Annotated in this window: 18 protein-coding genes and 1 tRNA gene; 18 read left to right on the top strand and 1 reads right to left on the bottom strand. The window is 38.9% G+C overall.

Features of this window, described 5'->3' with window-relative positions; genetic code table 11:
• Window positions 1–67: 67 nt before the first annotated feature.
• The 17 genes from rseP (at window position 68) to QZR90_RS03200 (ending at window position 21,645) form a co-directional block, all read left to right on the top strand.
• On the top strand, window positions 68–1,081 hold the full coding sequence (rseP, locus tag QZR90_RS03280; RefSeq protein WP_295788742.1) for an RIP metalloprotease RseP: 1,014 nt from the start codon (window positions 68–70) through the stop codon (window positions 1,079–1,081).
• A gap of 14 nt (window positions 1,082–1,095) precedes the next feature.
• Entirely contained in the window at window positions 1,096–2,169 is a 1,074-nt protein-coding gene (gene ispG / locus QZR90_RS03275) for a flavodoxin-dependent (E)-4-hydroxy-3-methylbut-2-enyl-diphosphate synthase (RefSeq protein WP_295788740.1), read from the top strand.
• A gap of 4 nt (window positions 2,170–2,173) precedes the next feature.
• The gene (locus QZR90_RS03270; protein WP_295788738.1) at window positions 2,174–3,895 is read left to right on the top strand and encodes a proline--tRNA ligase; all 1,722 of its coding nucleotides are present in this window, start codon (window positions 2,174–2,176) and stop codon (window positions 3,893–3,895) included.
• A 138-nt stretch (window positions 3,896–4,033) separates the two neighbouring features.
• Entirely contained in the window at window positions 4,034–4,855 is an 822-nt protein-coding gene (locus tag QZR90_RS03265) for a PHP domain-containing protein (RefSeq protein ID WP_295788735.1), read from the top strand.
• 98 nt (window positions 4,856–4,953) lie between these two features.
• Entirely contained in the window at window positions 4,954–5,793 is an 840-nt protein-coding gene (locus QZR90_RS03260) for a hypothetical protein (protein WP_295788733.1), read from the top strand.
• A gap of 233 nt (window positions 5,794–6,026) precedes the next feature.
• Window positions 6,027–7,337: a tRNA (N6-isopentenyl adenosine(37)-C2)-methylthiotransferase MiaB gene (gene miaB / locus QZR90_RS03255; RefSeq protein WP_295788849.1), complete on the top strand. Its 1,311-nt coding sequence runs from the start codon at window positions 6,027–6,029 to the stop codon at window positions 7,335–7,337.
• Window positions 7,338–7,479: 142 nt separating this feature from the next.
• Window positions 7,480–10,191: a DNA mismatch repair protein MutS gene (gene mutS / locus QZR90_RS03250; protein WP_295788731.1), complete on the top strand. Its 2,712-nt coding sequence runs from the start codon at window positions 7,480–7,482 to the stop codon at window positions 10,189–10,191.
• 2 nt (window positions 10,192–10,193) lie between these two features.
• Complete coding sequence (gene mutL / locus QZR90_RS03245; protein WP_295788728.1) at window positions 10,194–12,356, top strand: DNA mismatch repair endonuclease MutL; 2,163 nt, start codon at window positions 10,194–10,196, stop codon at window positions 12,354–12,356.
• 69 nt (window positions 12,357–12,425) lie between these two features.
• Window positions 12,426–13,247, top strand: coding sequence for a class I SAM-dependent methyltransferase (locus QZR90_RS03240; protein WP_295788726.1), 822 nt, complete (start codon window positions 12,426–12,428; stop codon window positions 13,245–13,247).
• Window positions 13,244–14,164, top strand: a complete 921-nt coding sequence (gene miaA / locus QZR90_RS03235) for a tRNA (adenosine(37)-N6)-dimethylallyltransferase MiaA (RefSeq protein ID WP_295788724.1) — start codon at window positions 13,244–13,246, stop codon at window positions 14,162–14,164. The genes QZR90_RS03240 and miaA overlap by 4 nt, the downstream gene beginning before the upstream one ends.
• Before the next feature lie 51 nt (window positions 14,165–14,215).
• Window positions 14,216–15,466, top strand: coding sequence for a methionine gamma-lyase family protein (locus tag QZR90_RS03230; RefSeq protein ID WP_295788722.1), 1,251 nt, complete (start codon window positions 14,216–14,218; stop codon window positions 15,464–15,466).
• 177 nt (window positions 15,467–15,643) lie between these two features.
• A complete protein-coding gene (gene mnmA / locus QZR90_RS03225) occupies window positions 15,644–16,708 on the top strand; it encodes a tRNA 2-thiouridine(34) synthase MnmA (RefSeq protein WP_295788721.1) in 1,065 nt (354 codons plus the stop codon).
• Between the two features lie 18 nt (window positions 16,709–16,726).
• Window positions 16,727–18,532 carry a translation elongation factor 4 gene (lepA, locus tag QZR90_RS03220; RefSeq protein WP_295788718.1) on the top strand — a complete coding sequence of 602 codons (1,806 nt, stop codon included), beginning with the start codon at window positions 16,727–16,729 and terminating at the stop codon, window positions 18,530–18,532.
• Window positions 18,533–18,624: 92 nt separating this feature from the next.
• Complete coding sequence (gene hemW, locus QZR90_RS03215; RefSeq protein WP_295788716.1) at window positions 18,625–19,935, top strand: radical SAM family heme chaperone HemW; 1,311 nt, start codon at window positions 18,625–18,627, stop codon at window positions 19,933–19,935.
• Between the two features lie 85 nt (window positions 19,936–20,020).
• Entirely contained in the window at window positions 20,021–20,551 is a 531-nt protein-coding gene (locus tag QZR90_RS03210) for a metallophosphoesterase (RefSeq protein ID WP_295788714.1), read from the top strand.
• 62 nt (window positions 20,552–20,613) lie between these two features.
• On the top strand, window positions 20,614–21,123 hold the full coding sequence (locus QZR90_RS03205) for a hypothetical protein (protein WP_295788713.1): 510 nt from the start codon (window positions 20,614–20,616) through the stop codon (window positions 21,121–21,123).
• A gap of 24 nt (window positions 21,124–21,147) precedes the next feature.
• On the top strand, window positions 21,148–21,645 hold the full coding sequence (locus tag QZR90_RS03200) for a hypothetical protein (RefSeq protein WP_295788711.1): 498 nt from the start codon (window positions 21,148–21,150) through the stop codon (window positions 21,643–21,645).
• Between the two features lie 136 nt (window positions 21,646–21,781).
• Here QZR90_RS03200 and QZR90_RS03195 read toward each other — a convergent pair.
• Window positions 21,782–21,857, bottom strand: a tRNA-Ala gene (locus QZR90_RS03195).
• A gap of 743 nt (window positions 21,858–22,600) precedes the next feature.
• On the opposite strand from QZR90_RS03195, the gene QZR90_RS03190 reads away from it, so the two are divergent.
• Window positions 22,601–23,182, top strand: coding sequence for a hypothetical protein (locus QZR90_RS03190; RefSeq protein ID WP_295788709.1), 582 nt, complete (start codon window positions 22,601–22,603; stop codon window positions 23,180–23,182).
• Window positions 23,183–23,621: the final 439 nt, after the last annotated feature.

Genomic DNA, 23,621 nt, shown 5'->3' with positions numbered 1-23,621 from the left:
TTTAGATATTTTCCGCAATACACATAGTCAATCAATAGATATGTATTAACTAAATAGGAGAAAAACGGTGTTAACTATACTTGCCACAATTTTTGTGTTTGGCGTCATTGTTTTCATCCATGAGTTTGGCCATTTTATTACAGCCAAAGCGAGTGGTATGAGAGTCGATGAATTTGCCATTGGTTTTGGTCCAGCGCTTGTAAAAAAGCAAAAAGGTGAGACGCTGTATTCAATTCGCGCCATTCCTTTAGGCGGTTATAATAAAATTGCTGGTATGATGCCAGATGAGGAACTTGATGACCGCTCCTTTTTAAATAAGCCGGTATGGAAGCGTTTTATTGTAATTTTTGCCGGCGCATTCTTTAACTTTTTACTGGCCATCGTCATTTTCTTTGGTGTATTTGTTACTTATGGACAACAAACACCATCTAATGAGCCCGTTATTGGTCGAATTGTTAATGACTCACCGGCTATAGCAGCCCATTTAGAAGTCAATGACCGCATTACGAGCATTAATGGCAAAGCCATTACGCAGTGGTCAGATATTACGACTCATTTAAAGGGCACTGAAAATACTGTAGTTACCATGATGATTGATCGCGGTGGAGAAACTAAAGAAGTATCAGTAATTCCTACCGAGTCCAGTGGCCGTGCCATTATAGGGATTAATCCTCAAATTAACTCTACGCCTTATTCCATAGGAGAAGCGGCGGAGCGCTCTGTAACAGCTACTATAGCTATTTTACAAGAGATGGTACGCACCTTATGGCTCATGATTACCGGTCAAATGGCAGCGCAAGTTTCAGGCCCTATTGGGGTAGCTCAAGCAGCCGGTGAAATGGCGCAATTTGGCTTTGTGTATTTACTTAATTTTACAGCTATCTTGAGCTTGAATTTAGGGGTAATTAACTTACTACCAGTACCAGCTTTAGATGGGGGCCATTTAATTTTATTAATTATTGAAGGAATTACGAGACGACGTATGCCGCCTAAGGCATTGCAATACATTCAAATGACAGGGGTCATTTTACTAATCGCTTTATTTATTTATGCGACTACACATGATATAAGCCGTCTGTAATATAGGAGTTACCTATGATTAACAGAAAAGAAACTAGAAGAATTAAAGTCGGTTCTGTGCCAATTGGTCATTTTGCGCCTATTAGCGTACAGTCCATGATTACTACAAATCCAGTTGAAACTGAGAAGGCTATTGCTGAAATTAATCGCTTAGCCGATGCTGGTTGTGATTTAGTCCGCTTAGCAGTTCCTGATATGGCTGCTGCCAAGGCGATTAAAACAGTTCGAGAAGGCAGTAAGATTCCTTTGATTGCAGACATTCATTTTGACTATCGTTTAGCTTTAGAAGCTATTGATAGTGGTATAGATGGTCTTCGCATTAATCCAGGAAATATTGGTGGCACTGAAAATGTGCAGGCTGTTATACAAAAAGCTAAGCCAAAGCAAATTCCAATTCGCATTGGCGTTAATGCAGGCTCCTTACCAGCTCATATATTAGAGGCTTATGGCGGTCATCCTTGTGCTGATGGCATGGTAGAAGCTGCCTTAGAGCATGTGCGCATTTTAGAAGCTATGGACTATTATGATATGAAGATTTCCATCAAGGCTACCGATGTGCCTTTAATGATTGAAGCATATCAAAAATTATCTGCCAAAGTGAATTATCCTTTACATCTAGGCGTTACTGAAGCTGGTACGATTCGTCAAGGTACAGTGAAGTCTTCTATCGGTATTGGGGCCCTATTAGCACAGGGCATTGGCGATACTTTGCGGGTATCTTTAACAGGCGATCCAATTCACGAAGTGGAAGTGGGCAAAACAATTTTAAGCTCCTTAGGTTTACGAACTTATGGTGCTACAATGATTTCATGTCCTACATGTGGTCGTTGCCGCGTGAACCTCTTCAAGATGGCTGAAATTGTAGAAGAGCGCTTGAAGAGCATTAAAGAGCCAATCCGTGTAGCGGTTATGGGCTGTGTAGTAAATGGGCCAGGGGAAGCCCGTGAGGCTGATTTTGGCATTGCTGGTGGCGATGGTCGTGGCATTGTATTTAGAAAAGGTGAGACGATTAAAACCGTGGATGAAAGCGAATTAGTAGATGCTTTATTCCACGAAATAGAAACATATTTAGAGTCAAAGGAGTCGTAAGTATATGTTAGCAAGTAAATTATATGCCCCTACTTTACGTGAGGTACCAGCTGATGCTGATGTTATTAGCCAAAAGTTAATGCTTCGGGCTGGTTTAATTCGCAAAATGTCTAGTGGCCTTTATAGCTATCTTCCTCTTGCTTGGAAAAGTATTCGCAAAATCGAGCAAATCGTGCATGAAGAAATGACGCGAATTAGCGCGCAAGAAATTATGATGCCAATTATTCAACCAGCTGAGATTTGGGAAGAATCTGGCCGCTGGAAAGTATATGGCGCAGAAATGATGCGTTTAAAAGATCGTCATAATCGCGATTACTGCTTGGGACCAACCCATGAAGAGATGATTACGACTTTGGTAAAAGACGAAGTAAAATCTTATCGCCAATTGCCATTAACTTTATATCAAATTCAAAATAAATATCGCGATGAACGCCGTCCTCGCTATGGCTTAATGCGCAGCCGCGAATTCATCATGAAAGATGCTTATTCCTTTGATGTGGATGAAGCTGGTTTAGATAAATCCTATTGGGATATGTATAAGGCTTATGAGCAAGTATTTAGCCGTTGCGGTTTATATTTTAAACCTGTAGAAGCTGACTCTGGTGCTATTGGTGGTAGTAATAGTCACGAATTTATGGCCCTTGCTGAATCTGGTGAAGCCGATGTTATTTACTGTGACAGTTGTGATTATGCAGCCAATATTGAAATTGGTAAGCCTGCAGCCTTGCCAGGGGATGGTGAAGCGCCTAAAGAGCTAGAAATTGTTAATACGCCAGAGGCAAAAACAATTGAAGCTGTAGCTAATATGTTATCCTTACCTTTAGAGAAAACAATTAAAGCAGTAGTTCTCTCTGTAGATGGTGTAGTCGTACTAGCTATTGTACGCGGTGACCATGAAGTGAACGAAATTGCTGTGCAGCATGCAGTAGATTCTAATATTGAACCTGAAATGGCTACAGAAGAACAATTAAAACAAGTTGGTCTTGTAGGTGGTTTCATTAGCCCTGTGGGATTAGCACAGACAGAGGAATTTAAAATTGTAGTTGATGAATCTGTTATGACTATGCAAAATGCTTGTGGTGGGGCTAATAAAGTAGATGCGCATTATATCAACATCAATCCAACACGCGATTTTAATGTAGATGATATTATTGTGGCACCAATTCGTTTAATCACACCGGAAGACCCATGTCCAAATTGTGGCGGCAAGCTTAATTTGGCAAAAGGGATTGAAGTAGGTCAAGTATTTAAATTAGGGACTAAATACAGTGAATCTATGAATGGCACCTTCCTCAATCAGGATGGCCGTCCTAATCCATATGTAATGGGTTGCTATGGTATCGGTGTATCTCGTACATTAGCGGCAGCTATTGAACAAAGCCATGATGAAGATGGCATTATTTGGCCAGTAGCCATTGCGCCATTTGAAGTTGACATTGTGCCAATCAATGCAAAAGACGAAGCACTTATGAATGTAAGTCAGGAAATTTATGCTGAATTACAACAAGCAGGTGTAGATGTATTATTAGACGATCGTAAAGATCGTGCAGGGGTTAAATTTAAGGATGCTGATTTAATTGGCTATCCAGTGCGCATTACAGTAAGTAAAAATACACTTGAAAGCAATGCAGTAGAGCTTAAAGTGCGCAAGACTGGTGAAGTCCTTGAAGTAGCCATGACTGATGTAGCAAGTACAGTGAAGTCTATTTTAGAGAAATTAGGCTAGTAGATTACAGTCGATAGGGATTTACCTATCGACTGTTTTTATGTATTAATTTAAGTGAAATGCTTGTATAAAATGAGAATTTAAGTCATAATAAAAGATGGAGTATTATCGAGTAATGTAGATTGTAGGAGGCGAAATATGTTAGTAGATTTTCATATGCATAGCACCTCATCCGATGGCGTTATGTTACCAAAAGATTTACGAGCAGCCAATGCGGCCGCTGGTATTAAAATAATGGCCCTTACTGATCATGATACAATAGATGGCTCGTTTGACTTAATACAAGATCCGATTTCAGATATACAAGTTATTAGGGGCTGTGAGTTTAGTTCCACATATAACAATAAAGATGTGCATATATTAAGCTATGATTTTGATTATGCCAATAAAGAGATTAAGGAGTATGTAGACTTCTTTAAAGAATCTCGAGAGTCCCGTATTTTTCGCATGATTGATCGCTGCAAGGAAAATGGCTACGATGTATCGCGCGAAGAGTTAGAGGATTTATTCCCTCATGCTAACTCACTGGGGCGTCCTCATTTATCGCAATTATTGATTAAAAAAGGTTATGTAAGTACTGTAAGCGAAGCGTTTAATACTATATTAAGTCGTAAGAGTCCTTGTTATGTGCCTAAGTTTAAGGCTGAGCCTGAAGATGTAATTGATTTAATTCACCGCGCTGGTGGCGTGGCTGTTATGGCTCATCCTATTTTATTGAATTCAGACGAAGATGTAGTAGATTTGTTAGCTTTGCCTTTTGATGGCATTGAGGTATACCATCCTCTTCATAGCGAAGAGGATTCAAAGCGATATCGTCAAATTGCTCTTGACCATAATAAATTAATTACAGGCGGCTCTGATTATCATGGCATTCCTAATAAAATTCCGTATAATATTGGTGATTATTTAATACAAAGTGAAGATGTAGCAGAGTTTATAAAATTAGTGGCTAATGTATAGACGGTGATATATCTAGACATGGTCAAATGATTAGGAATTTTGGGTAGTAGCTATGAACTAAGCAATCTTTGGTTCATAAAATAATAGGAGAGATATATATGGAAGTTATAGCTTTCGTAGGACCTAGTGGGACAGGGAAAAGTCATCGCGCGTTAGTTGTGGCCCATGAGAATCACGCTGAGTGCATCATAGATGATGGTATTTTAATTCACAATAATCGGATTGTAGCAGGTTTTTCAGCTAAAAAAGAAGAAAGCCGTCTTAAGGCAGTTCGTCGCGCTATATTTCAAGACCCTAAGCAAGTGCAGTCTGTGCGGGAGCAGCTGGACTTAATCAAACCCGAGCGAATTTTAATATTAGGAACTTCGGAAAATATGGTAGGAAAAATTTCAAAGGCTCTTGGCATAGGTGCTCCTAGTCGGTATATTCACATTGAAGATATAGCGTCTCCTAAGGAAATTGAAAAGGCACAAGTGTCACGCTTAAAAGAAGGTAAGCATATTATTCCAGTTCCAACCATGGAGTTAAAGCCTCATTTTCAGGGCTATTTAATTGACCCCATTAAATCTATTTGGCGACGGACGCGCTTTTCTAAGAGTGGCGCCGCAGAATTTGAAAAATCAGTGGTGCGCCCCGTATTTAGCTATTATGGTAGTTTGACTTTCTCCGATCAGGTGATTGAAGAAATTATAAAAAATAGCTTGAAGAAAATTAAGGACATTTCTGCTTGTGATGATATTAGTATAAAGAAATCTCAAAAGGGTAATAATGCCTTAACTTTAAATATGGGCGTTGTGTTATATAAGGGGCGTCCGGTTAAAGAAATAATGAATCAAATGCATAAATACATATGCAATGATATAGAGTATATTACGGGCATGTCAGTAGAGCGGCTGGCTATTGTAGTCGATAAATTAGTAAGCCCTAGCCGTCATTAATGTGGTTTGGCCTAGGGGATTAATAAGTGTCTTACTTAGCGCAATTATTGAAGTTTGGTTTAGCGCCATTAATGAGAGTTTTACTTAGTGCCAATAATGAAGTTTGACTTAGCTTTATAAATGCATTTTTAAGCTAAGTAATGAGCTTTGCCTTATAAAAATATGATAATATAAAGAATTATAGTAGTAAATTTGCTAGTATTGCTTAGGTTAGCAATGAGTTGGAGAAGATGATGAAAAAATATTATATATTTACCTATGGCTGTCAGATGAATGAAAGTGACTCTGAACGTTTAGCCCATCAGTTAGAACAGGCTGGCTATGAGAGCACCGAACAGTTTGAAGAAGCTGATTTGATTATTTTAAATACTTGCTGTGTTCGTGAAACAGCAGAACATAAGATTTATGGCCGTATCGGTGAATTAAAGCATTTAAAAGAAAAAAATAAAAATTTAATCATTGCTATTACAGGCTGTATGGCTCAAAAGAATCAAGCTGATATGTTTAAGCGTGCGCCTCATATTGATATTGTGTTAGGCACGCACAATTTGCGCCATATTAATGAAATGGTAGAAGAAGTACAACGTACTCATAAGCATCAGCTCAATGTAGAGATGGATAACTCCGTACTCTATGAATTAGAAGCAAAGCCAAGTGGCACATTCTCTGCGTGGGTGCCAATTATGAATGGTTGTAATAAATTCTGTACCTATTGTATTGTACCTCATGTGCGAGGCCGTGAAATCAGCCGTCCTATTGAAAATATCGTAGATGATGTTAAGAAATTAGGTGCATCAGGCTATAAAGAAATTACTTTGCTTGGTCAAAATGTAAACTCCTATGGCTTAGATTTTAAAGATGGCACACATTTTGGTCATTTAATTGATGCTTTAGATCATATTCCAGGAATTGAACGCATTCGCTATATGACGAGTCATCCACAGGATATGAATAAAGAGATGATCGATGCCTTAGGGCGCTCCTCTAATGTAGTGACTCAATTACATTTGCCAATTCAGTCAGGTTCCAATCGCATTTTACAAAAAATGAACCGCCGTTATACTGTAGAGCATTATAAGGAACTTATCGAATATTGCCGAGAAAAAATTAAAGGCCTTACATTGACTACTGATTTAATTGTAGGCTTCCCAGGAGAAACTGAAGAGGACTTTGAGGCTACTTTACAATTGCTCAAGGATATTCGCTATGATATGGCCTATACTTTCATTTTCTCTAAACGCTCTGGTACGCCAGCAGCTACTATGGAAGATCAAGTGCCAGAAGAAGTGAAGCGAGTTCGTTTGCAAGCTTTAATGGATGTGCAAAATGAGATTTCCTTAGAGCACAATAAAGTGATGGAAGGCCAAGTATATCCAATTATCGTTGAAGGCCCAAGTCGCAATGATGAAAATGTATGGTTTGGTCGTACATCTGGGAATAAGATGATTTTATTCCCTAAAGATGAAAGTCTTAAGATTGGCGACACCGTGAATGCGCGAGTGGATAAAGCACAAACTTGGATTTTATACGGCACTATCGTATAAGCATTAGTACATCTTAATATATAAGGGTCAGTAGATTTTAATATATAAGGATGAGTAGATTTTAGTATATATAAGATTTAGTAGATATTCGCGCCTATACTGCAGAGTATAGGCTCGATTTTGCTAGTGGATGGAGGCGTACATGAGTAAAAAGCAAACGCCTATGATGGATCAATATTTCTCTATAAAAGATCGATATAAAGAGGAACTCTTGTTCTTTCGTCTTGGTGATTTTTACGAATTATTTTATGATGATGCATTGACTGCATCGCGCGAATTGAATATTACGCTTACAGGCCGCAATTCTGGTGAAGAAGAAAAAGCCCCTATGTGCGGTGTTCCTTACCATGCAGCTGAAAGCTATATAGATAAATTGGTGAAAAAGGGCTATAAAGTTGCTATTTGTGAGCAAGTGGAAGACCCAAAGACAGCCAAAGGCATTGTAAAACGCGATGTAATCCGTGTTATAACACCAGGTACGGTGCTCACAGAAAATGGCACAGAAGCGCGAGAGAACAACTTCTTAGGCCTATTTTATCGAACCACAGAGACTTTGATTCTTATCTTCTGTGATGTGTCCACTGGTGAAGTCATTTGGGATAGAATACGCCATGGTGAGCGTCAATCTTCTATTTATGATGCATTAGCTATGTATCGTCCTTCTGAAATTGTAACCGTAGGGGATATTCCTTTGGGGAAAGAGCTAGAAGATTTTATTTCGATTCAGCTCAATAATGTGGCCTTGTCGCCATTTTCTCCTGTAGAAGAGTTAAGTGCTATTCGCAATGAAAGTATGGTCCATTTTAGTGATGCAGGCCTATTAGAAGAAGATGTTCTAGAAGGCTTAGGTTATTTACTTACCTATTTAAGCACTGTCATTAAAACTGATATTTCTCATATTAACTATATTCATCCCTTACAAATTGGGGACCGCATGGTTCTTGATACATCGAGCCTACGCCATTTAGAGATTACTCATAACTTGCGCGATGGTGGCACGAAGGGTACCTTGTTATCCATTTTAGATAAAACATTGACACCTATGGGAGCGCGCTTATTAAAGCAATGGATAGAAAGTCCGCTTATGGATGTACATCATATTGAACGCCGTCAGCGCAGTATTGCTGAAATGGTGGCTAAGCCGACGGAGCAAGGGCGTTTGCGCGAGCTCTTAGATGTAATCTTTGACTTTGAGCGCATTTTAGCGCGCGTAGAAACAGGCTCTGTATCGCCGCGCGACTTTACTTCTTTACGTGAATCCTTGCGTATTTTACCTGACTTAGTGGCTATAGGTCAGACTTATGAGAGCAATTTGCTCAGTGAGATTGTCAGTCAAATTGACTTACATGAAGATATTTACGACTTGCTCTATCGCGCTATAGCAGAACAGCCAGCTTTGACTTTAAAAGATGGACGCGTAATTCGCGATGGCTATAATACGGAGCTCGATGAGCTTCGATCTTTGGCGACTAATAGCCAAGAGTGGTTGCAACGTCTGGAAGAAGAGGTCAAGGAAAAGACGGGCATTCGATTAAAAACAGGCTACAATAAAGTATTTGGCTATTATTTTGAAGTTTCTCATGCCAATGCAGCAGCTGTGCCGGATTATTTTATTCGCAAACAAACCTTGGCCAATGCGGAGCGTTATATTACGCCAGAACTCAAAGAATTTGAAGTAAAAATTCTCAGCGCTAAAGAGAAAATTGTTGCCTTAGAGCAAAGTCTCTATCAAGAACTGCGCACCATGATTAAAGGGGCGGTTAAAGAGATTCAAAATACAGCGCGCGCCATTGCAAAGCTTGATGTGTTAGCCAGTTTGGCACAAGTGGCATATGAGGAAAACTATATTTGCCCGTCCATGACCATGAACGGACAAATTACCATCAGGGATGGTCGCCATCCGGTTATTGAGAAGCTATTAAAACGGGAAGTGTTCGTCCCTAATGATGTGACTTTAAATCATCAAGGCGAAGAGTTCATTTTAATTACAGGCCCTAATATGGCTGGTAAATCAACATATATGCGTCAAGTTGCGTTGCTCATGATTATGGCTCAAGTTGGCTCCTTTATCCCTGCTAGAGAGGCGATTATTTCGCCGGTAGATCGCATTTTTACGCGTGTCGGGGCTAGCGATGATATCTCTACAGGCCAAAGTACCTTTATGGTGGAAATGAAGGAAGTAGCCTATATTTTAAATAATGCAACATCTAATAGTTTGCTAATTTTAGATGAAATTGGCCGTGGCACGAGTACTTTTGATGGCTTAAGTATTGCGCAAGCTGTAGTGGAGTATATTTGTAAGCACATTCATGGAAAAACGCTCTTTGCTACTCATTATCATGAGTTGATTCCACTAGAAGATACGTATGAAAAATTAAAAAATTATACAGTAGCTGTAAAAGAAAAAGGCAAAGATGTAGTCTTCTTACGTCGCATTGTGCGCGGTGGTGCAGATCGTAGCTATGGTATTCATGTAGCTAAATTGGCAGGCTTACCAAGCTCTGTATTAAAGCGTGCAGAGGTAATTTTAGAGAGTTTAGAGTCTACAGCGCTTGATGAAGCGGCTGCCTTAGAGGCTCTAACAGGTGTTCCTTCTAAGGGCAATTTACTTGCTGATGGTGAGGTGGCTACTATTGATGGCGCTACTCATTCATCTGCTGTTGGTGAAAATAGTAAAGCTACAGCTGGATTACAGCGAGGCAGCATGGGTGCTAATAACTACTCTGGCGGCAATTTATTTACTAATTCCGTATTAGAAGATCTCTTAGCTGTAGATATTATGAGTTTGACTCCTATTGAAGCATTAAATGTTCTCTTTAAATTGCAAGAGGAGGCTCGTAAAGGAGGTGCTTAATTGTGGCACAAATTCATGTATTAGATGAAGTAACTATTAACAAAATAGCCGCTGGTGAAGTGGTTGAACGGCCTGCATCAGTCATCAAGGAGCTCCTGGAAAATTCCTTAGATGCTGGCGCCACTAGCATTGAAATAGAAATAGCTGATGGTGGCATAACTTATATGCGCGTCACCGATAATGGAGCTGGCATGACAGAAGAGGACGCAAGGTTAGCTGTACTTCGTCATGCTACCAGTAAAATTCGCTCTGTAGATGATTTGTTTGATATAGCTTCGCTCGGCTTCCGCGGCGAGGCCCTGGCTAGTATTGCGTCAGTGTCTCATTTCTCCCTTACTACAAGGACGATTGATCAAGAATTGGGTACACGCATTACTATTGATGGTGGCCATGTAAATGATTGCATGCCCTTTGGTGCTCAACCAGGGACGAGTATTGAAGTAAGAGATTTGTTTTTCAATACACCGGCACGGCGTAAGTTCTTAAAAACTGAGCGCACAGAAACTGCAAAAATACAAGACATTGTAGGTAAGCTGGCACTAAGCAATCCTCAAGTGGCCTTTAAGCTTATCAACAATGACTCCGTTAGTATTGTAGTACCGGGGAATGGAGATTTAGTTGACACCGTATCAGCCTTATATGGTTATAAAGTAAGCAATGATATTTTCCCTATTGCTTATGAAGCTGAAGGAATTGTTGTAACTGGCGTAGTGAGTAAGCCAACATTGTTAAAGAGCAGTCGCATTTGGCAAACTATAGTGGTTAATAATCGTGTCATTAGTGATAAAGCGATTACTAAGGCCATTGACAATGCCTATCATGCGCTTTTACCTAAAGGTGGCTATCCATTAGTCTTGCTAAATATTACGGTGCCTCCAGAAACGGTGGATATTAATGTTCATCCTCGTAAGAGCGAGGTGAAGTTTAGCGATGACAAGCCGATTTTTAAGGCTGTATATCACGCTATTTTACAAGCTTTGCAAAACCCTTTAAGCGGAACTAATCAAAGTTCAGTGGGCGGAGATGGCTTAACAGTACCGTTTTATAACTCAAAACCGCTCGGTCAGGACTTACAGTTTGAGGGGCAAACAGATGAAGTGAAAACAGGGGAAAGTAGATCGCCAGCCGATTCTTCGAATCCTAATGCTATTGAAGAGGCCATTACCACTGCTGTATCGTATGAAAACTCGTTTACTTCTATAGGACGAGAGAAATTACATCAAATAGATATTGAGCCAGTTCGATCAGACTTGCCTAATCGGACCCATACAGAAGATTTTGTGCGCCGATTGCGTCAGGACGGATATACGCCGCCAGAGCGCGTTAACTATCGTGAAGAGTCCTGGGTAGACAGTGGCGATTTTGAAATTGGTCCACAAGCTAAGTCCTATACGGAAGAAGATAAAGCGCGTTTTCATGAGATTGTAGAAACTCATCGTCAACAAGCCTTTAATGATATAACGAATGCCTATGGGACTAGTCATATTGACAGCTCTTCGAATAGTGAAGGCTCAGCTGAAAGCAATAGTTCGAGCCAAGCTACATATGGAACAAGTTCTGATAGTCAAATTGCTTATCAAAGCCAAACAGTGAATACTACAGGCCTATTGCCTTTGGGGCAAGTGGCAGCTTGTTATATATTGGCGAAAAAGGGCGATAATTTATATATAATTGATCAACACGCCGCTCATGAGCGGATTCGCTATGATAAACTATGTAAGTCTGCAGAAGCTATCCCTATGCAAGAATTGTTGATTCCGCAATATGAAGAGGCCAGTGAAGATGAGCTCATCATTATTGAAGAACAAGCGGAGTCCTTGCTTAATTTAGGGTTCCAGGTAGTGCAAGGAGGGCCTACACAATTTAAAGTTGAAGGATTGCCAGTAGACTTAGTAGAAAGTAAGGGCGTAGAAATTTTACGCTATGTATTTTCCTTATTGAAAGAAGAACAAGAGCCTACTAAGGCGCAATTGCGCCATGAAATGTTAGCTTATGCATCCTGTCGAGGTGCTATTAAGGCGGGGCATACTTTGAATACGTATCAAATGGCCGTTTTAATTGAAGAATTGTTCAAAACAGACAAGCCATATGTATGTCCTCATGGACGCCCGACGATTGTGAAATTTACACCAGAAGAAATGGGTAAATTATTCTTGCGCAGTTAATGACTCTTGCAGAGTTTGATATTTTTTGAGTGTAGAAGCTAAGAATTTTAATAGTGTAAGGAGTGAAGTATGCAACGAGTAGAGCTGGAAGAGCAGTCTAATGCTAGTGCTACAGCCGTGGTCACTACAGCACAAAAGGCTAGTCAAGAAGAGCAAGAGAAGGCCTATTTAGCTAGCTTGTTATTAGGCATACCTTATGTTGTAAGACGGCGAGATTCCTTACGCAAGATAAAAGAAGCTCATAACAATGCTGATATACTGATTATGAGTCAAGATGGGCCCATTCTATACACCGGTGAAAAGGTGAGTCATAAATTTCACCTCTCTATGGCTCAGCTTCGCATCATAGCTTATGATCGTGGTGATGTGGAGCATTTACTAGCCGCTGTTGGTGAAGAGCCGGTTGAATCTTTTCTCGATTGCACTGTAGGCTTATGTAGCGATAGCCTTATGGTATCTTATGGACATCCTGAAATTCATCGGTTTATAGGGCTTGAGGGCAATCCTTTATTGGCCTATATTAGCAATTATGGCTGTCGTCACTTTGTTCATGAATCACAGGCAGTGACAAATGCATTGCGCCGTATTCAGCTGTGCGCTATGCGGTATGAAATCTTTTTAAAGCAGGCTAAAAGCAAGAGCTTTGACATAGTTTATTTTGACCCTATGTTTGAAGTGCCTGTTAAGGAAAGCCCTCAATTTTTAGCTCTACGCGGTCATATTGTAGAGTCTGGTTTGACTCAGGAGATGCTAGAGGAAGCAAAGCGTGTAGCACGACGTAAAGTCATTATTAAAGAGCGACCGTTTGCCACAATTTTTAAAATGTGGCCCCCATCCTATTTACAGGGTGGTCAATATAGTAAAGTAGCCTATGGAGTGTATGAAGTATGAATCAGTTAATTACTATTTTAGGCCCTACTGCGGTGGGGAAAACAGAATTAACGCTACAATTAGCAGAGACCCTAAACAGCAGTGTAATTTCTGGTGATGCATACCAAGTTTATAAGGGCTTTGATATAGGCACGGCCAAGCCTGATGCTATAGAGCTTCAAAGGGCACCCCATTTTCTAATTGATTGTTATGAGCCAGATGAGGAGTTTAGCGTGGCATTATTTCAATCTGAAGCGGAGCGAATTATTGGTCTGGAAAATGGCAAGGGACGTATTCCTATTTTATCTGGTGGCACGGGCTTTTATGTGCAGTCTTTGTTGGAGGGCTTTAATTTCTCCGCAGAAGGGCCAAATCTTAATCTAAGAGCTGAGTTAGATGCTTTATATGAATCTGAAGGGATTGAAGGATTACAGAATTATGCCCGTGAATTGGCTACTAAGGGTGAGGTTTTGCTACAGTTTACTGATAAGCATCGTCTATATCGCGCCATAGAACTCATGGCAGCTGGTGATTATGAGGCTTTGACTAATCAGACTAAGGAAGGATTACGCTTTCAAGGACCAGTCATTGGTCTAAGTCGAGACCGCGCTGAATTATATGAACGCATTAATTTGCGTGTAAATATTATGGTAGAGCAAGGTCTTTTTGAAGAAGTTGAAGCTTTATTAAATAAGGGCATTGATCCTCAATGCCAAGCCTTTAAGGGCATTGGCTATAAAGAAGTGGTCGATTTTTATGAAGGCCGCTTGAGTAAAGCTGAAGCTATTGCGGCTATTCAGCAAAATACAAGACGCTTTGCTAAGCGTCAAATTACTTGGTACAAGCGGATGCCTTATATTCAATGGATCGATTGTACCAAGAAAAATTCGCAATATATCTACGAAGAAGCGTTAAAAATAGTGCGCTCCACATTTTAATAGAGCGTATATAGTACGCCTTTAGTAGAGCAGAAAAGGAAGAATAAACTAATGAATTTAAATCAATTACGCGATGAAGCTATGAAAATAGCAGAACCACATTTTAAGAAATTTGAGCCCATTGCATTACATAATACAAAGAAAGTATTAGAAGCATTTAAAGCTTGCCAGTTAAGTGATTATCACTTTAATGGAACAACTGGCTATGGCTATAATGACAGTGGCCGTGAAAAACTTGATGAGGTTTTTGCCCATGTATTTAAAGCGGAAAAAGCCTTGGTGCGTGCTCATTTTGTATCAGGTACTCATGCATTAGCAACGACTTTAATCGCCTTGCTCGGCAGTGGAGACCAAGGTAAAGAGTTTGTTTACGCTGTAGGAGCTCCCTATGATACAATGCAATCCGTAATTGGCGTACCGCATCCTATGAAGCGCTCATTAGTGGAACGCGGTTTTATCTACAAAGAAGTACCGCTTAAGGAAGGCTCTTATGATTTAGAGGCCATTGAAAAGGCTGTAAATGAAAATACACGCGTTGTTGTAATTCAGCGCTCTCGTGGCTATAGCACAAGAGAACCTTTATCTGTTATGGATATTGAAAAAATCTGTGCAGTCGTGAAGAAAGCAAATCCTAAGACAATTTGCTTTGTTGATAATTGCTATGGTGAATTCACAGAAATGACAGAACCCCTTGAACATGGTGCTGATATTATGGCGGGTTCTTTGATTAAAAATAGCGGTGGTGGCATTGCTCCTACTGGTGGTTATGTGGCAGGCCGTGAAGATTTAGTTGAAGCTGTAGCCTATGAATTGACCGCTCCTGGTTTAGGAGACCATATGGGTTCGTATACACCAGGGTATCGCTTATTCTTCCAAGGTTTATTTTTAGCTCCTCATGTTGTATTGCAAGCCTTAAAAGGGGCAGTATATACAGCATCGGTAGGTACATTGCTAGGTTACGAAGTATTTCCTAAAGTTGATTCTAATCGGTTTGACTTAATTCAAGCTGTCAATCTTAATAATGCTGACGAGATGGAACAATTTTGTCGTGGTATGCAGGCCTATTCACCTGTAGATGCTCATGTGAGACCTGTACCGGGTGATATGCCAGGCTATACTGACCAAATCATTATGGCTGGTGGTACCTTTGTACAAGGCTCATCTATCGAGCTAAGCGCTGATGGTCCAGTGCGTCCTCCATATACGATTTTTATGCAAGGAGGCCTCGTATTTGAACATTCAATGCTGGGAATTTTAGGGGCTGCGGAAGAGATTTTAAAATGCCGCACCGAACAGGCCTAATTTTATACATATTTGTTAAGGCCTAGCAAGATAAGCTAAATCTATATAAAATCGATTTTTTGTGATATACTTACGTAAGTTTTTATTTTTATTTTAGTATACATATTCGGACTTTCACTCTGTATCATGTATATGGATGTTACTGTACGGACCAAGCGGTCCACAGAAGGAGAAAGCATGGAAAAAGGAACAGTTGCAGTTGCAATGAGTGGGGGCGTAGACAGCTCCTTAACAGCTTCGATGCTGTTAGAACAAGGGTATAAGGTATTTGGTATTACCTTGCGTTTATGGGTAGATGATACCGACGCAGATGATATTCCGTTAGCCGTAACGGATGCTAAGAAAATGTGTGATTTTCTTGGCATTGAACATCACGTAGTAAATGCGCGCGATGTATTTTATGATAATGTTGTCAATTATTTTGTACAGGAATATGCTGCCGGCCGTACTCCGAATCCTTGTGTATTCTGCAATAAAAATATAAAATTTGATCTCTTACTAAATCGTGCCTTAGAGCTTGGTGCCACTCATATGGTAACTGGACACTATGCACAGGTAAAGTATAATGAAGATACAAAGCTTTATGAACTCCATAAAGGAGCTGACCCAAGTAAGGATCAAAGCTATGTACTTTACACATTAAATCAAAAGATTTTAAGTCATCTCATGTTCCCACTAGGAGCACAAAAGAAGACTTTGACACGCTCCATGGCTAGCGATCGAGACTTGCCAGTAGCAAATAAACCTGATAGTGAAGATATTTGCTTCTTGCCAAATCATAATTATCAAGGATTCATTCAAAAACAATTAACTGAAAAGCCAGCATCTGGTAAAATTGTTCATGAGAATGGAGAAGTATTAGGCACTCATAATGGTTTATATAATTATACTATTGGTCAACGCAAAGGCCTTGGTATTGCCTATGAATATCCATTATATGTAATTCGCCTTGATGGTGAAAAGAACGAAGTTATTGTAGGTCCAGACGAAAGTCTGTTCACTAATCGAATGATTTGTAAGCATTATAATTTCTTATCTGGTACAATTCCTAAGGAATTACATGCATCTGGTAAAATCCGCTATGCAGCTAACCCATCACCTTGTGTAGCGCGTATTTTAGACGATGAAACAATGGAAGTAATTTTTGAAACGCCACAGCGTGCTATCACGCCAGGTCAGTCCGTCGTATTCTATGAAGGTACGCAGGTCCTTGGAGGGGGCGTTATTGAAACTGTTTGTTAGAGAGGTATGAGGTATACTATGTCGACGACTGAGCACATTCGTAATTTCTGTATTATAGCCCATATTGACCATGGGAAATCCACCCTAGCAGACCGTCTAATTGAAGAGACGGGCACATTAACTAAACGTGAGATGGAAGCACAAGTGCTTGACTCCATGGATTTGGAACGGGAGCGCGGCATCACTATTAAAGCGCAGTCCGTACGTCTTTTGCATACAGCTAAAGATGGAAAACAATATACATTGAATTTAATTGACACACCAGGTCATGTGGACTTTAGCTATGAAGTATCGCGTTCCCTCGCCGCTTGTGAAGGGGCTTTACTCGTAGTTGACGCAGCACAGGGCGTGGAAGCACAGACTTTGGCCAATGTGTACTTAGCTTTAGAGCACGATTTGGAAATTATTCCTGTTATTAACAAGATTGATTTGCCAAGTGCAGACACAGAGCGAGTAAAAAAGGAAATAGAAGATATTATTGGCCTTGATGCGTCAAATGCAATCTTGGCGAGTGCGAAGTCCGGCATAGGGATTCAGGATATTTTAGAAGCTATTGTTGAGCGTATTCCAGCTCCGCCAGATAAATCTGAGGAACCTACGCGCGCTTTGATTTTTGACTCTCGTTTTGATGCGTATAAAGGCGCTATTGCCTATGTGCGAGTTAAAGAAGGTAGTATTAAAAAGCGCGATATCATTCGCATGATGCATGATAGTAAAGATTTTGAAGTTACAGAGCTCGGTGTATTTACACCAGGCTTAATTCCTGTAGATGAACTTACTTGTGGCTCTGTAGGTTGCGTAGCAGCGAGTATTAAAAATGTGCGCGACTGCCATGTAGGCGATACTATAACAATGGCTGAGAATCCTGCTGCTGAGCCATTGCCAGGGTATCGTAAAGCCGTATCCATGGTGTACTGTGGTTTATACCCAACAGATAGTAAAGATTATGACAATTTACGTGACGCATTAGAAAAGTTAAACCTTAATGATGCTGCCTTAGAATATGAGCCAGAAACATCTATTGCTTTAGGCTTTGGCTTCCGCTGCGGTTTCTTAGGTTTATTGCATATGGATGTAATTCAAGAACGTTTGGAACGAGAGTATAATTTAACTCTTATTACAACCGCACCAAGTGTAAACTATAAAGTTCATAAAACAAATGGTGAAGTGCTTGAAATCGACAATCCATCTAAATTGCCACCACCTACAGAAATCGACTTTATTGAAGAGCCATATGTTAAAGCCACAACTATTGTGCCAAAAGACTTTGTAGGCGCCATTATGGAATTATCTCAAGATAAACGCGGTGAGTATCAAAGTATGGAATACTTAGATGAAACGCGCGTTTCCATCGTATATCATTTGCCATTAGGGGAAATTATTTACGATTACTTTGACAAGTTAAAATCCGCTACTAAAGGCTATGCATCACTTGACTATGAACTCATTGGCTATCAAGCATCGCCAATGGTGAAGATGGATATTCTCCTCAATGGAGAGCCAGTGGATGCTCTTAGCATCATCGTTCATAAAGATCGGGCTGCTATTCGTGGTCGTGCATTAGCTGAAAAGCTTAAGGAATTAATTCCACGTCAAATGTTTGAGATTCCAATTCAAGCTGCGGTGGGCAATAAAATTGTGGCTCGCGAAACCGTAAAAGCTTGGCGTAAAGACGTATTGGCAAAATGTTATGGCGGTGATATTAGCCGTAAGCGTAAACTTCTAGAAAAACAAAAAGAAGGTAAAAAGCGCATGAAGGCTGTAGGTAGCGTTGAGATTCCTCAAGAAGCATTTATGGCTATCTTGAAGGTAGATGACAAATAAGCGTAGTACTTATAGCTGTTTAATAATGATTTATAAGAATTAAACATCATGTGATAAGCTAAATATGTGATAAGCCAAATATGGGAGTGTGTATGAATACAGAATATTCTAATCTAAATACGCCCTCTTTAAATACACAGCGGGATATGGGGGTGTACCTCCATATCCCGTTTTGTCGTAAAAAGTGTTCCTATTGTGATTTTGCTTCCTATGAGGGCCTGGAAGCATATTACGAAGAATATGTAGAATCAATGTGCCAAGAAATGGAGCTGTGGGCCAATCAGTATCCAGAATCCACTAAAATACCAGTGAAGACAATCTATTTTGGTGGAGGTACACCCACACAATTAAGTTTGCAGCAAATAGAGCGAATCTTACATACCTTAAAGGCGCATTATAATTGCCTGTCTGTAATGGAAGTATCTATGGAAGCGAATCCTGGTGAAATAGATAAAGCTTACTTACAGGGATTAAAAGAGCTCGGTGTGACACGATTGAGTTATGGCGTGCAGACTTTTGATGATGAATTATTGACTTTACTGCGTCGCGGTCATACGGCGTCCATGGCAAAACAAGCTATTCGCGATGCCATTGATGTAGGTTTTCCCACTGTAAGTGGGGACTTAATTTATGCTTTACCTGGTCAAAGTTTGCAAGATATTAAGACTAATGTGGAGACTTTACTCGATTTAGGAGTCAATCATATTTCGATTTATGGACTCCAATTAGAGGAGGGGACTAATCTCCATAAGGAAGTGGAATTAGGTCATATTCAATTGCCCAGTGATGATGAAAATGAAACTATGTATGATTGCATGTTAGATACTTTAGAGGCACATGGCTTTGAGCGATATGAAATTTCTAATTTCACCAATAATAAAGCTTATAGCCATCATAATTTGCGCTACTGGCAGTATGGCGATTATTTAGCTTTTGGTGCAGGGGCATATTCTTTTTATAATGATGTGCGCCGCAATAATGAGCCTTATGTAGTGCCTTATATAAATCGCATTCGACAAGGATTGTTGCCTATAGTTTTTGAAGAATCAATCAGTAATGAACGGGCAGTAGAAGATTATTGCTTCTTAGCCTTGCGCACTAAGTGGGGATTGCGTGCTGATAGGTTTAAACAGCGATTTAATAGTAATGTACATGAAATTTTTGGTGATGTTCTACACATCTTAACTGTGCAGGGGCTAGTGGAATTATATGATGAAACAATGGTCTCTAAATTGCCCGGTTTAGGCTCTGATCTTTCTGCATTTAGACCTGATGTAGAGAAAAATCCGTATTTGAGTACGCCCGCTGGTATGCCTGTAGGGCAGATGAGCTTTGGGTGGCGACTCACAAGAGATGGTGCTAAACATGGAAACTATGTGTTTAGCAAATTTTTAAGAGATTAAATAGTCGAAGCATAAGAGATTATATAGGTTTAAATATAAGAGTTTAATTAATCATGGGGATATTATGTAGATTGGGAGTGTTATAGTGGTATATTTTACTAGTGACTTACATTTAGGCCATAGAAAGGTGATTAGACTACAAAATCGCCCCTTTGCATCCTTAGAGGAGATGAACGAAACATTAATCAAGAAATATAATTCTGTAGTGCATAAGAATGATATAGTATATATTTTAGGCGACTTAACTTTTCGCCTAGGAACTAATGAAGCGAATGAATTAATTGCTCGTTTAAAGGGAAAGAAGATTTTAGTGCGAGGCAATCATGATCGTGATGATTATGATGTTAGTTTATTTGAAGAAATAACAGATTTTAAAATGTTTAAATATGAACATGTTACATATTCACTCATCCATTATCCTATGCTAGAGTGGAAGCATTCACGGCATAATCGAGGGATTAATTTGCATGGTCACATTCATTCCGATGGACGATATAATGAAGAGAATATTGCAAATGGTATCCTTAGATATGATGTAGGTGTTGAAGCCCATGACTATATGCCCGTGTCTTTAGAAGTAATCCATGAAAAGTTTAAACATCTTTTCAAAGTGTGATAGAATGGATTTGAAAGTAGTAACGCGTAGTATATGCATTAGGTTTCTAAGGTGGCGATATAGTGAAGGATTATTTAAAATTTGGGCTTCGTGCTTGTGGAGCGAGTCTAGTATTTCAGTTTTTAGCGTTAATTTGTCTATATACGATTAATATTGGCATAGCAGCCAGTCCAGATGGAGTGGGCTACAATTTATTAATCGGAACGGTTATTTTCGTTGTCATTACTTTACTGGCGTTTGGCTGTCGCCCTATTTATGAAAAGGGCTTAGATACAAGATTTCCGGGCACTAATTTATCTAAAAAGGTATTTTTCTTCGCTCTTATAATGGTAGGGCTGTTACTTTTAATTATATATGCCTTATTCTTTACCTTTGTAACATGGGAGTTAGTTAACTCAGTATCAGATATTGAGGGACAATATTATTCAGCAGCACTTTTGCCCTTTGTCATGGTCGGTGTATTTGGCTTTACCTTCTTTTATTTTTTATTGTATTGCACGGCCACTGTGGAGTACATTTGGCGTCGCAAAATGGTGAAATATAGAGAGCGATTATTGGGGGTTGAACATTAAAAATTTACTTAGAGGTGGAATTGTGTGAAAGATTATATTTTGTTTGGATGGCGTGCTTGTGCAGCGAGCATTTTATTTCAAATATTGTGCATTATAACTATTGGTCTTGGAGATTACTTTTTACTATTTAATCTCAATACACTCTGGATTTATAGTGCTATATTAATATTGATTTGTTTGGTTATTACCTTTTATGCTTTAGCTTGTCGCCCTTTATATGAACGGGGTTTAGAGCAACGATTTCCTAATACTAAGCTAGGTAAGAAGTTTTTCCTTGTCATATTCTATATGGTTGCGCTAATATTAACCATTGTTTACTTTATGTGTTTTCTCATAGTGGCAAGCATAATAGGCGATGCTATTAATTCATTAGGGGCCATGAGTCGATTAAATACATTGCTACCTACTTTATATATGGGCTTGGTGAGTATTACCTATTTTTATCTTTTGTTTTACATGACTGCTACAGTTGAATATGTGTTGCGTAAAAAAGTATATGAATATGAAAAAAGAGCTAGCTAATTTGCTGGCTCTTTTAGTTATTTATACTATAAATTTGCCTAGTAATTATTCTAGGATTTTATTTACTGAATAATTTGTCAATATTTATATTCTTTTGTCATATATAATAAAAAACCGCACAATTGTGCGGTTTACGTGGTGGAGATAAGCGGGATCGAACCGCTGACCTCTTGAATGCCATTCAAGCGCTCTCCCAGCTGAGCTATACCCCCAAGTATTACAGGTATTATGATACTAGATAGTATTGGGAATTGTCAATTATTTATTAGCAGATTATTACTCCTCTTATTACTTAAATGGTAGATTCAGAATTAGATTAAATTGACGATGACTCTTTTGCTAGTAATTTGTCATTAATTTAGAATGTGCACTTTTATTATTGGTTTGGTGACTTTTAATCTTATGCTTAATTCTTTATAGTTTAGATAATACTTTATAGCTTCCATACTTTAATTGGAGTGTAAAATTGACATTAAAAGCTAGTTGTGATATATTAAGTTAACAATATATGGACGTAGAGCGCGCCATGTAAAAAAATAAAAGCTCAATAGCGTATATGGACGTAGAGCGCGCCATGTTAAAAAAACGAAGGCTCAACAGACCCCCTAGAATTCTAGGGGGTATTTTTTATAGAAAAGTAGCCTCTGAAGCCATTTGTTTATATGGAGATACAAATAAGTTGAAGGATACATAATAAAATCAAATTGAGGGTAAATTGAGCGTTATGAAAGATTGATTTAGATAGGGCATGATTATAAGCGGCGAATTCATTTTATAAAGCTATGATGCATGTGAATAGGGGGATATCATATTAAGTTATATTAAATGAAGAACTTGTATTTATTGTAGTTACGTTTCAAGTTTGATATTTTGAAAATCATTATTCATGGCTTATAATATGAGATATAGATGAGGTTTTTTGTTTTGCAGTATATTAAATCGGGGAGGCATGACAATGAGAAAACTTTGGGTAATGTTATTAGTAGTGTTTTCAGTGTTTTTTATAGCAGGCTGCGGCGATGCTGTAAGTAGTTTAACAGGGGGCGGTAGCAAAAACGTACTAACAGAACCAGGTTACGCAAATAAGCTTTTTGATGAACTTAAGAACAGAGACGAATTAAAAGGTCATGATTTAAAAGCTATGGATGGTATTACCGTTGATAACCGCAAAGAATTAGGCAATATTATAATGATTACCATTCAAAAACCAGGAACTACTGATAAGGCTGATGGCTATCGTTACCAAAACGGTAAATGGAGTGGTCCAGAGCCAGTTCAATTAACAGGTGATGGTGTGTTAGCTGACAATGTAGGCCCTATTAGTGCCATTGATTTTAATAAAATACCAGATATGTACAAAGTAGCTCAAGAGAAGGCTAAAAGCATAGAAGGTGGCGAAGTAAAATATGGCATCACTTACCTTTTCTCTGTTGAGAACAGCGTATTCACAGCGTCCATTACTGTAGACGGAGCACGTGAAAAATATAATTTAGTATTTGATGCGCAAGGAAATTTGATCAGAGAAACTAAATTCTAAAACTTGATATTAAATTTAATTCGTAGCATGATATAATTTTTTCACATAAGAAGACCTATTATAACTTATTACTTACCTAAAGGAGAACACTGGGGGGAGTAAGTTTGATAGGTCTTTTTATTTTCTTATTTAGTTGAGAAATATGAGCAATTGTTAGTATACGATATGGTTAATATAAGATATGGTAAACATACGATAGGGGAAATATAAGATGTAGCTAATATATGACATAGATAGAATGTAATAGAGAGAACATAATATGTAGATAACATAATACGTAGATAACAGCTGTTATGACTAAGATACACTATGTCTAATATATACTATGGCTAATGTATGATATAATTAAATTTCACCAATTAAATTTAATTTTGCTATATAGGCATTAGTAAAATATAACTTGCCTATTAAAGAGCACAATATACAATCATATTTTTTA

This window comes from uncultured Veillonella sp. (assembly GCF_900545795.1).
Lineage (GTDB): Bacteria > Bacillota > Negativicutes > Veillonellales > Veillonellaceae > Veillonella_A.
The sequence above is the reverse complement of the archived record's forward strand: the minus strand, read 5'-3'. Positions and strand labels throughout refer to the sequence as shown.

What these genes read in the sequence shown, in the direction of transcription:
- ispG (WP_295788740.1), top strand. Translation starts at nt 1,096, where the DNA reads ATGATTAACAGAAAAGAAACTAGAAGAATTAAAGTCGGTTCTGTGCCA.
- QZR90_RS03270 (WP_295788738.1), top strand. Translation starts at nt 2,174, where the DNA reads ATGTTAGCAAGTAAATTATATGCCCCTACTTTACGTGAGGTACCAGCT.
- QZR90_RS03265 (WP_295788735.1), top strand. Translation starts at nt 4,034, where the DNA reads ATGTTAGTAGATTTTCATATGCATAGCACCTCATCCGATGGCGTTATG.
- QZR90_RS03260 (WP_295788733.1), top strand. Translation starts at nt 4,954, where the DNA reads ATGGAAGTTATAGCTTTCGTAGGACCTAGTGGGACAGGGAAAAGTCAT.
- miaB (WP_295788849.1), top strand. Translation starts at nt 6,027, where the DNA reads ATGAAAAAATATTATATATTTACCTATGGCTGTCAGATGAATGAAAGT.
- mutS (WP_295788731.1), top strand. Translation starts at nt 7,480, where the DNA reads ATGAGTAAAAAGCAAACGCCTATGATGGATCAATATTTCTCTATAAAA.
- QZR90_RS03240 (WP_295788726.1), top strand. Translation starts at nt 12,426, where the DNA reads ATGCAACGAGTAGAGCTGGAAGAGCAGTCTAATGCTAGTGCTACAGCC.
- miaA (WP_295788724.1), top strand. Translation starts at nt 13,244, where the DNA reads ATGAATCAGTTAATTACTATTTTAGGCCCTACTGCGGTGGGGAAAACA.
- QZR90_RS03230 (WP_295788722.1), top strand. Translation starts at nt 14,216, where the DNA reads ATGAATTTAAATCAATTACGCGATGAAGCTATGAAAATAGCAGAACCA.
- mnmA (WP_295788721.1), top strand. Translation starts at nt 15,644, where the DNA reads ATGGAAAAAGGAACAGTTGCAGTTGCAATGAGTGGGGGCGTAGACAGC.
- lepA (WP_295788718.1), top strand. Translation starts at nt 16,727, where the DNA reads ATGTCGACGACTGAGCACATTCGTAATTTCTGTATTATAGCCCATATT.
- hemW (WP_295788716.1), top strand. Translation starts at nt 18,625, where the DNA reads ATGAATACAGAATATTCTAATCTAAATACGCCCTCTTTAAATACACAG.
- QZR90_RS03190 (WP_295788709.1), top strand. Translation starts at nt 22,601, where the DNA reads ATGAGAAAACTTTGGGTAATGTTATTAGTAGTGTTTTCAGTGTTTTTT.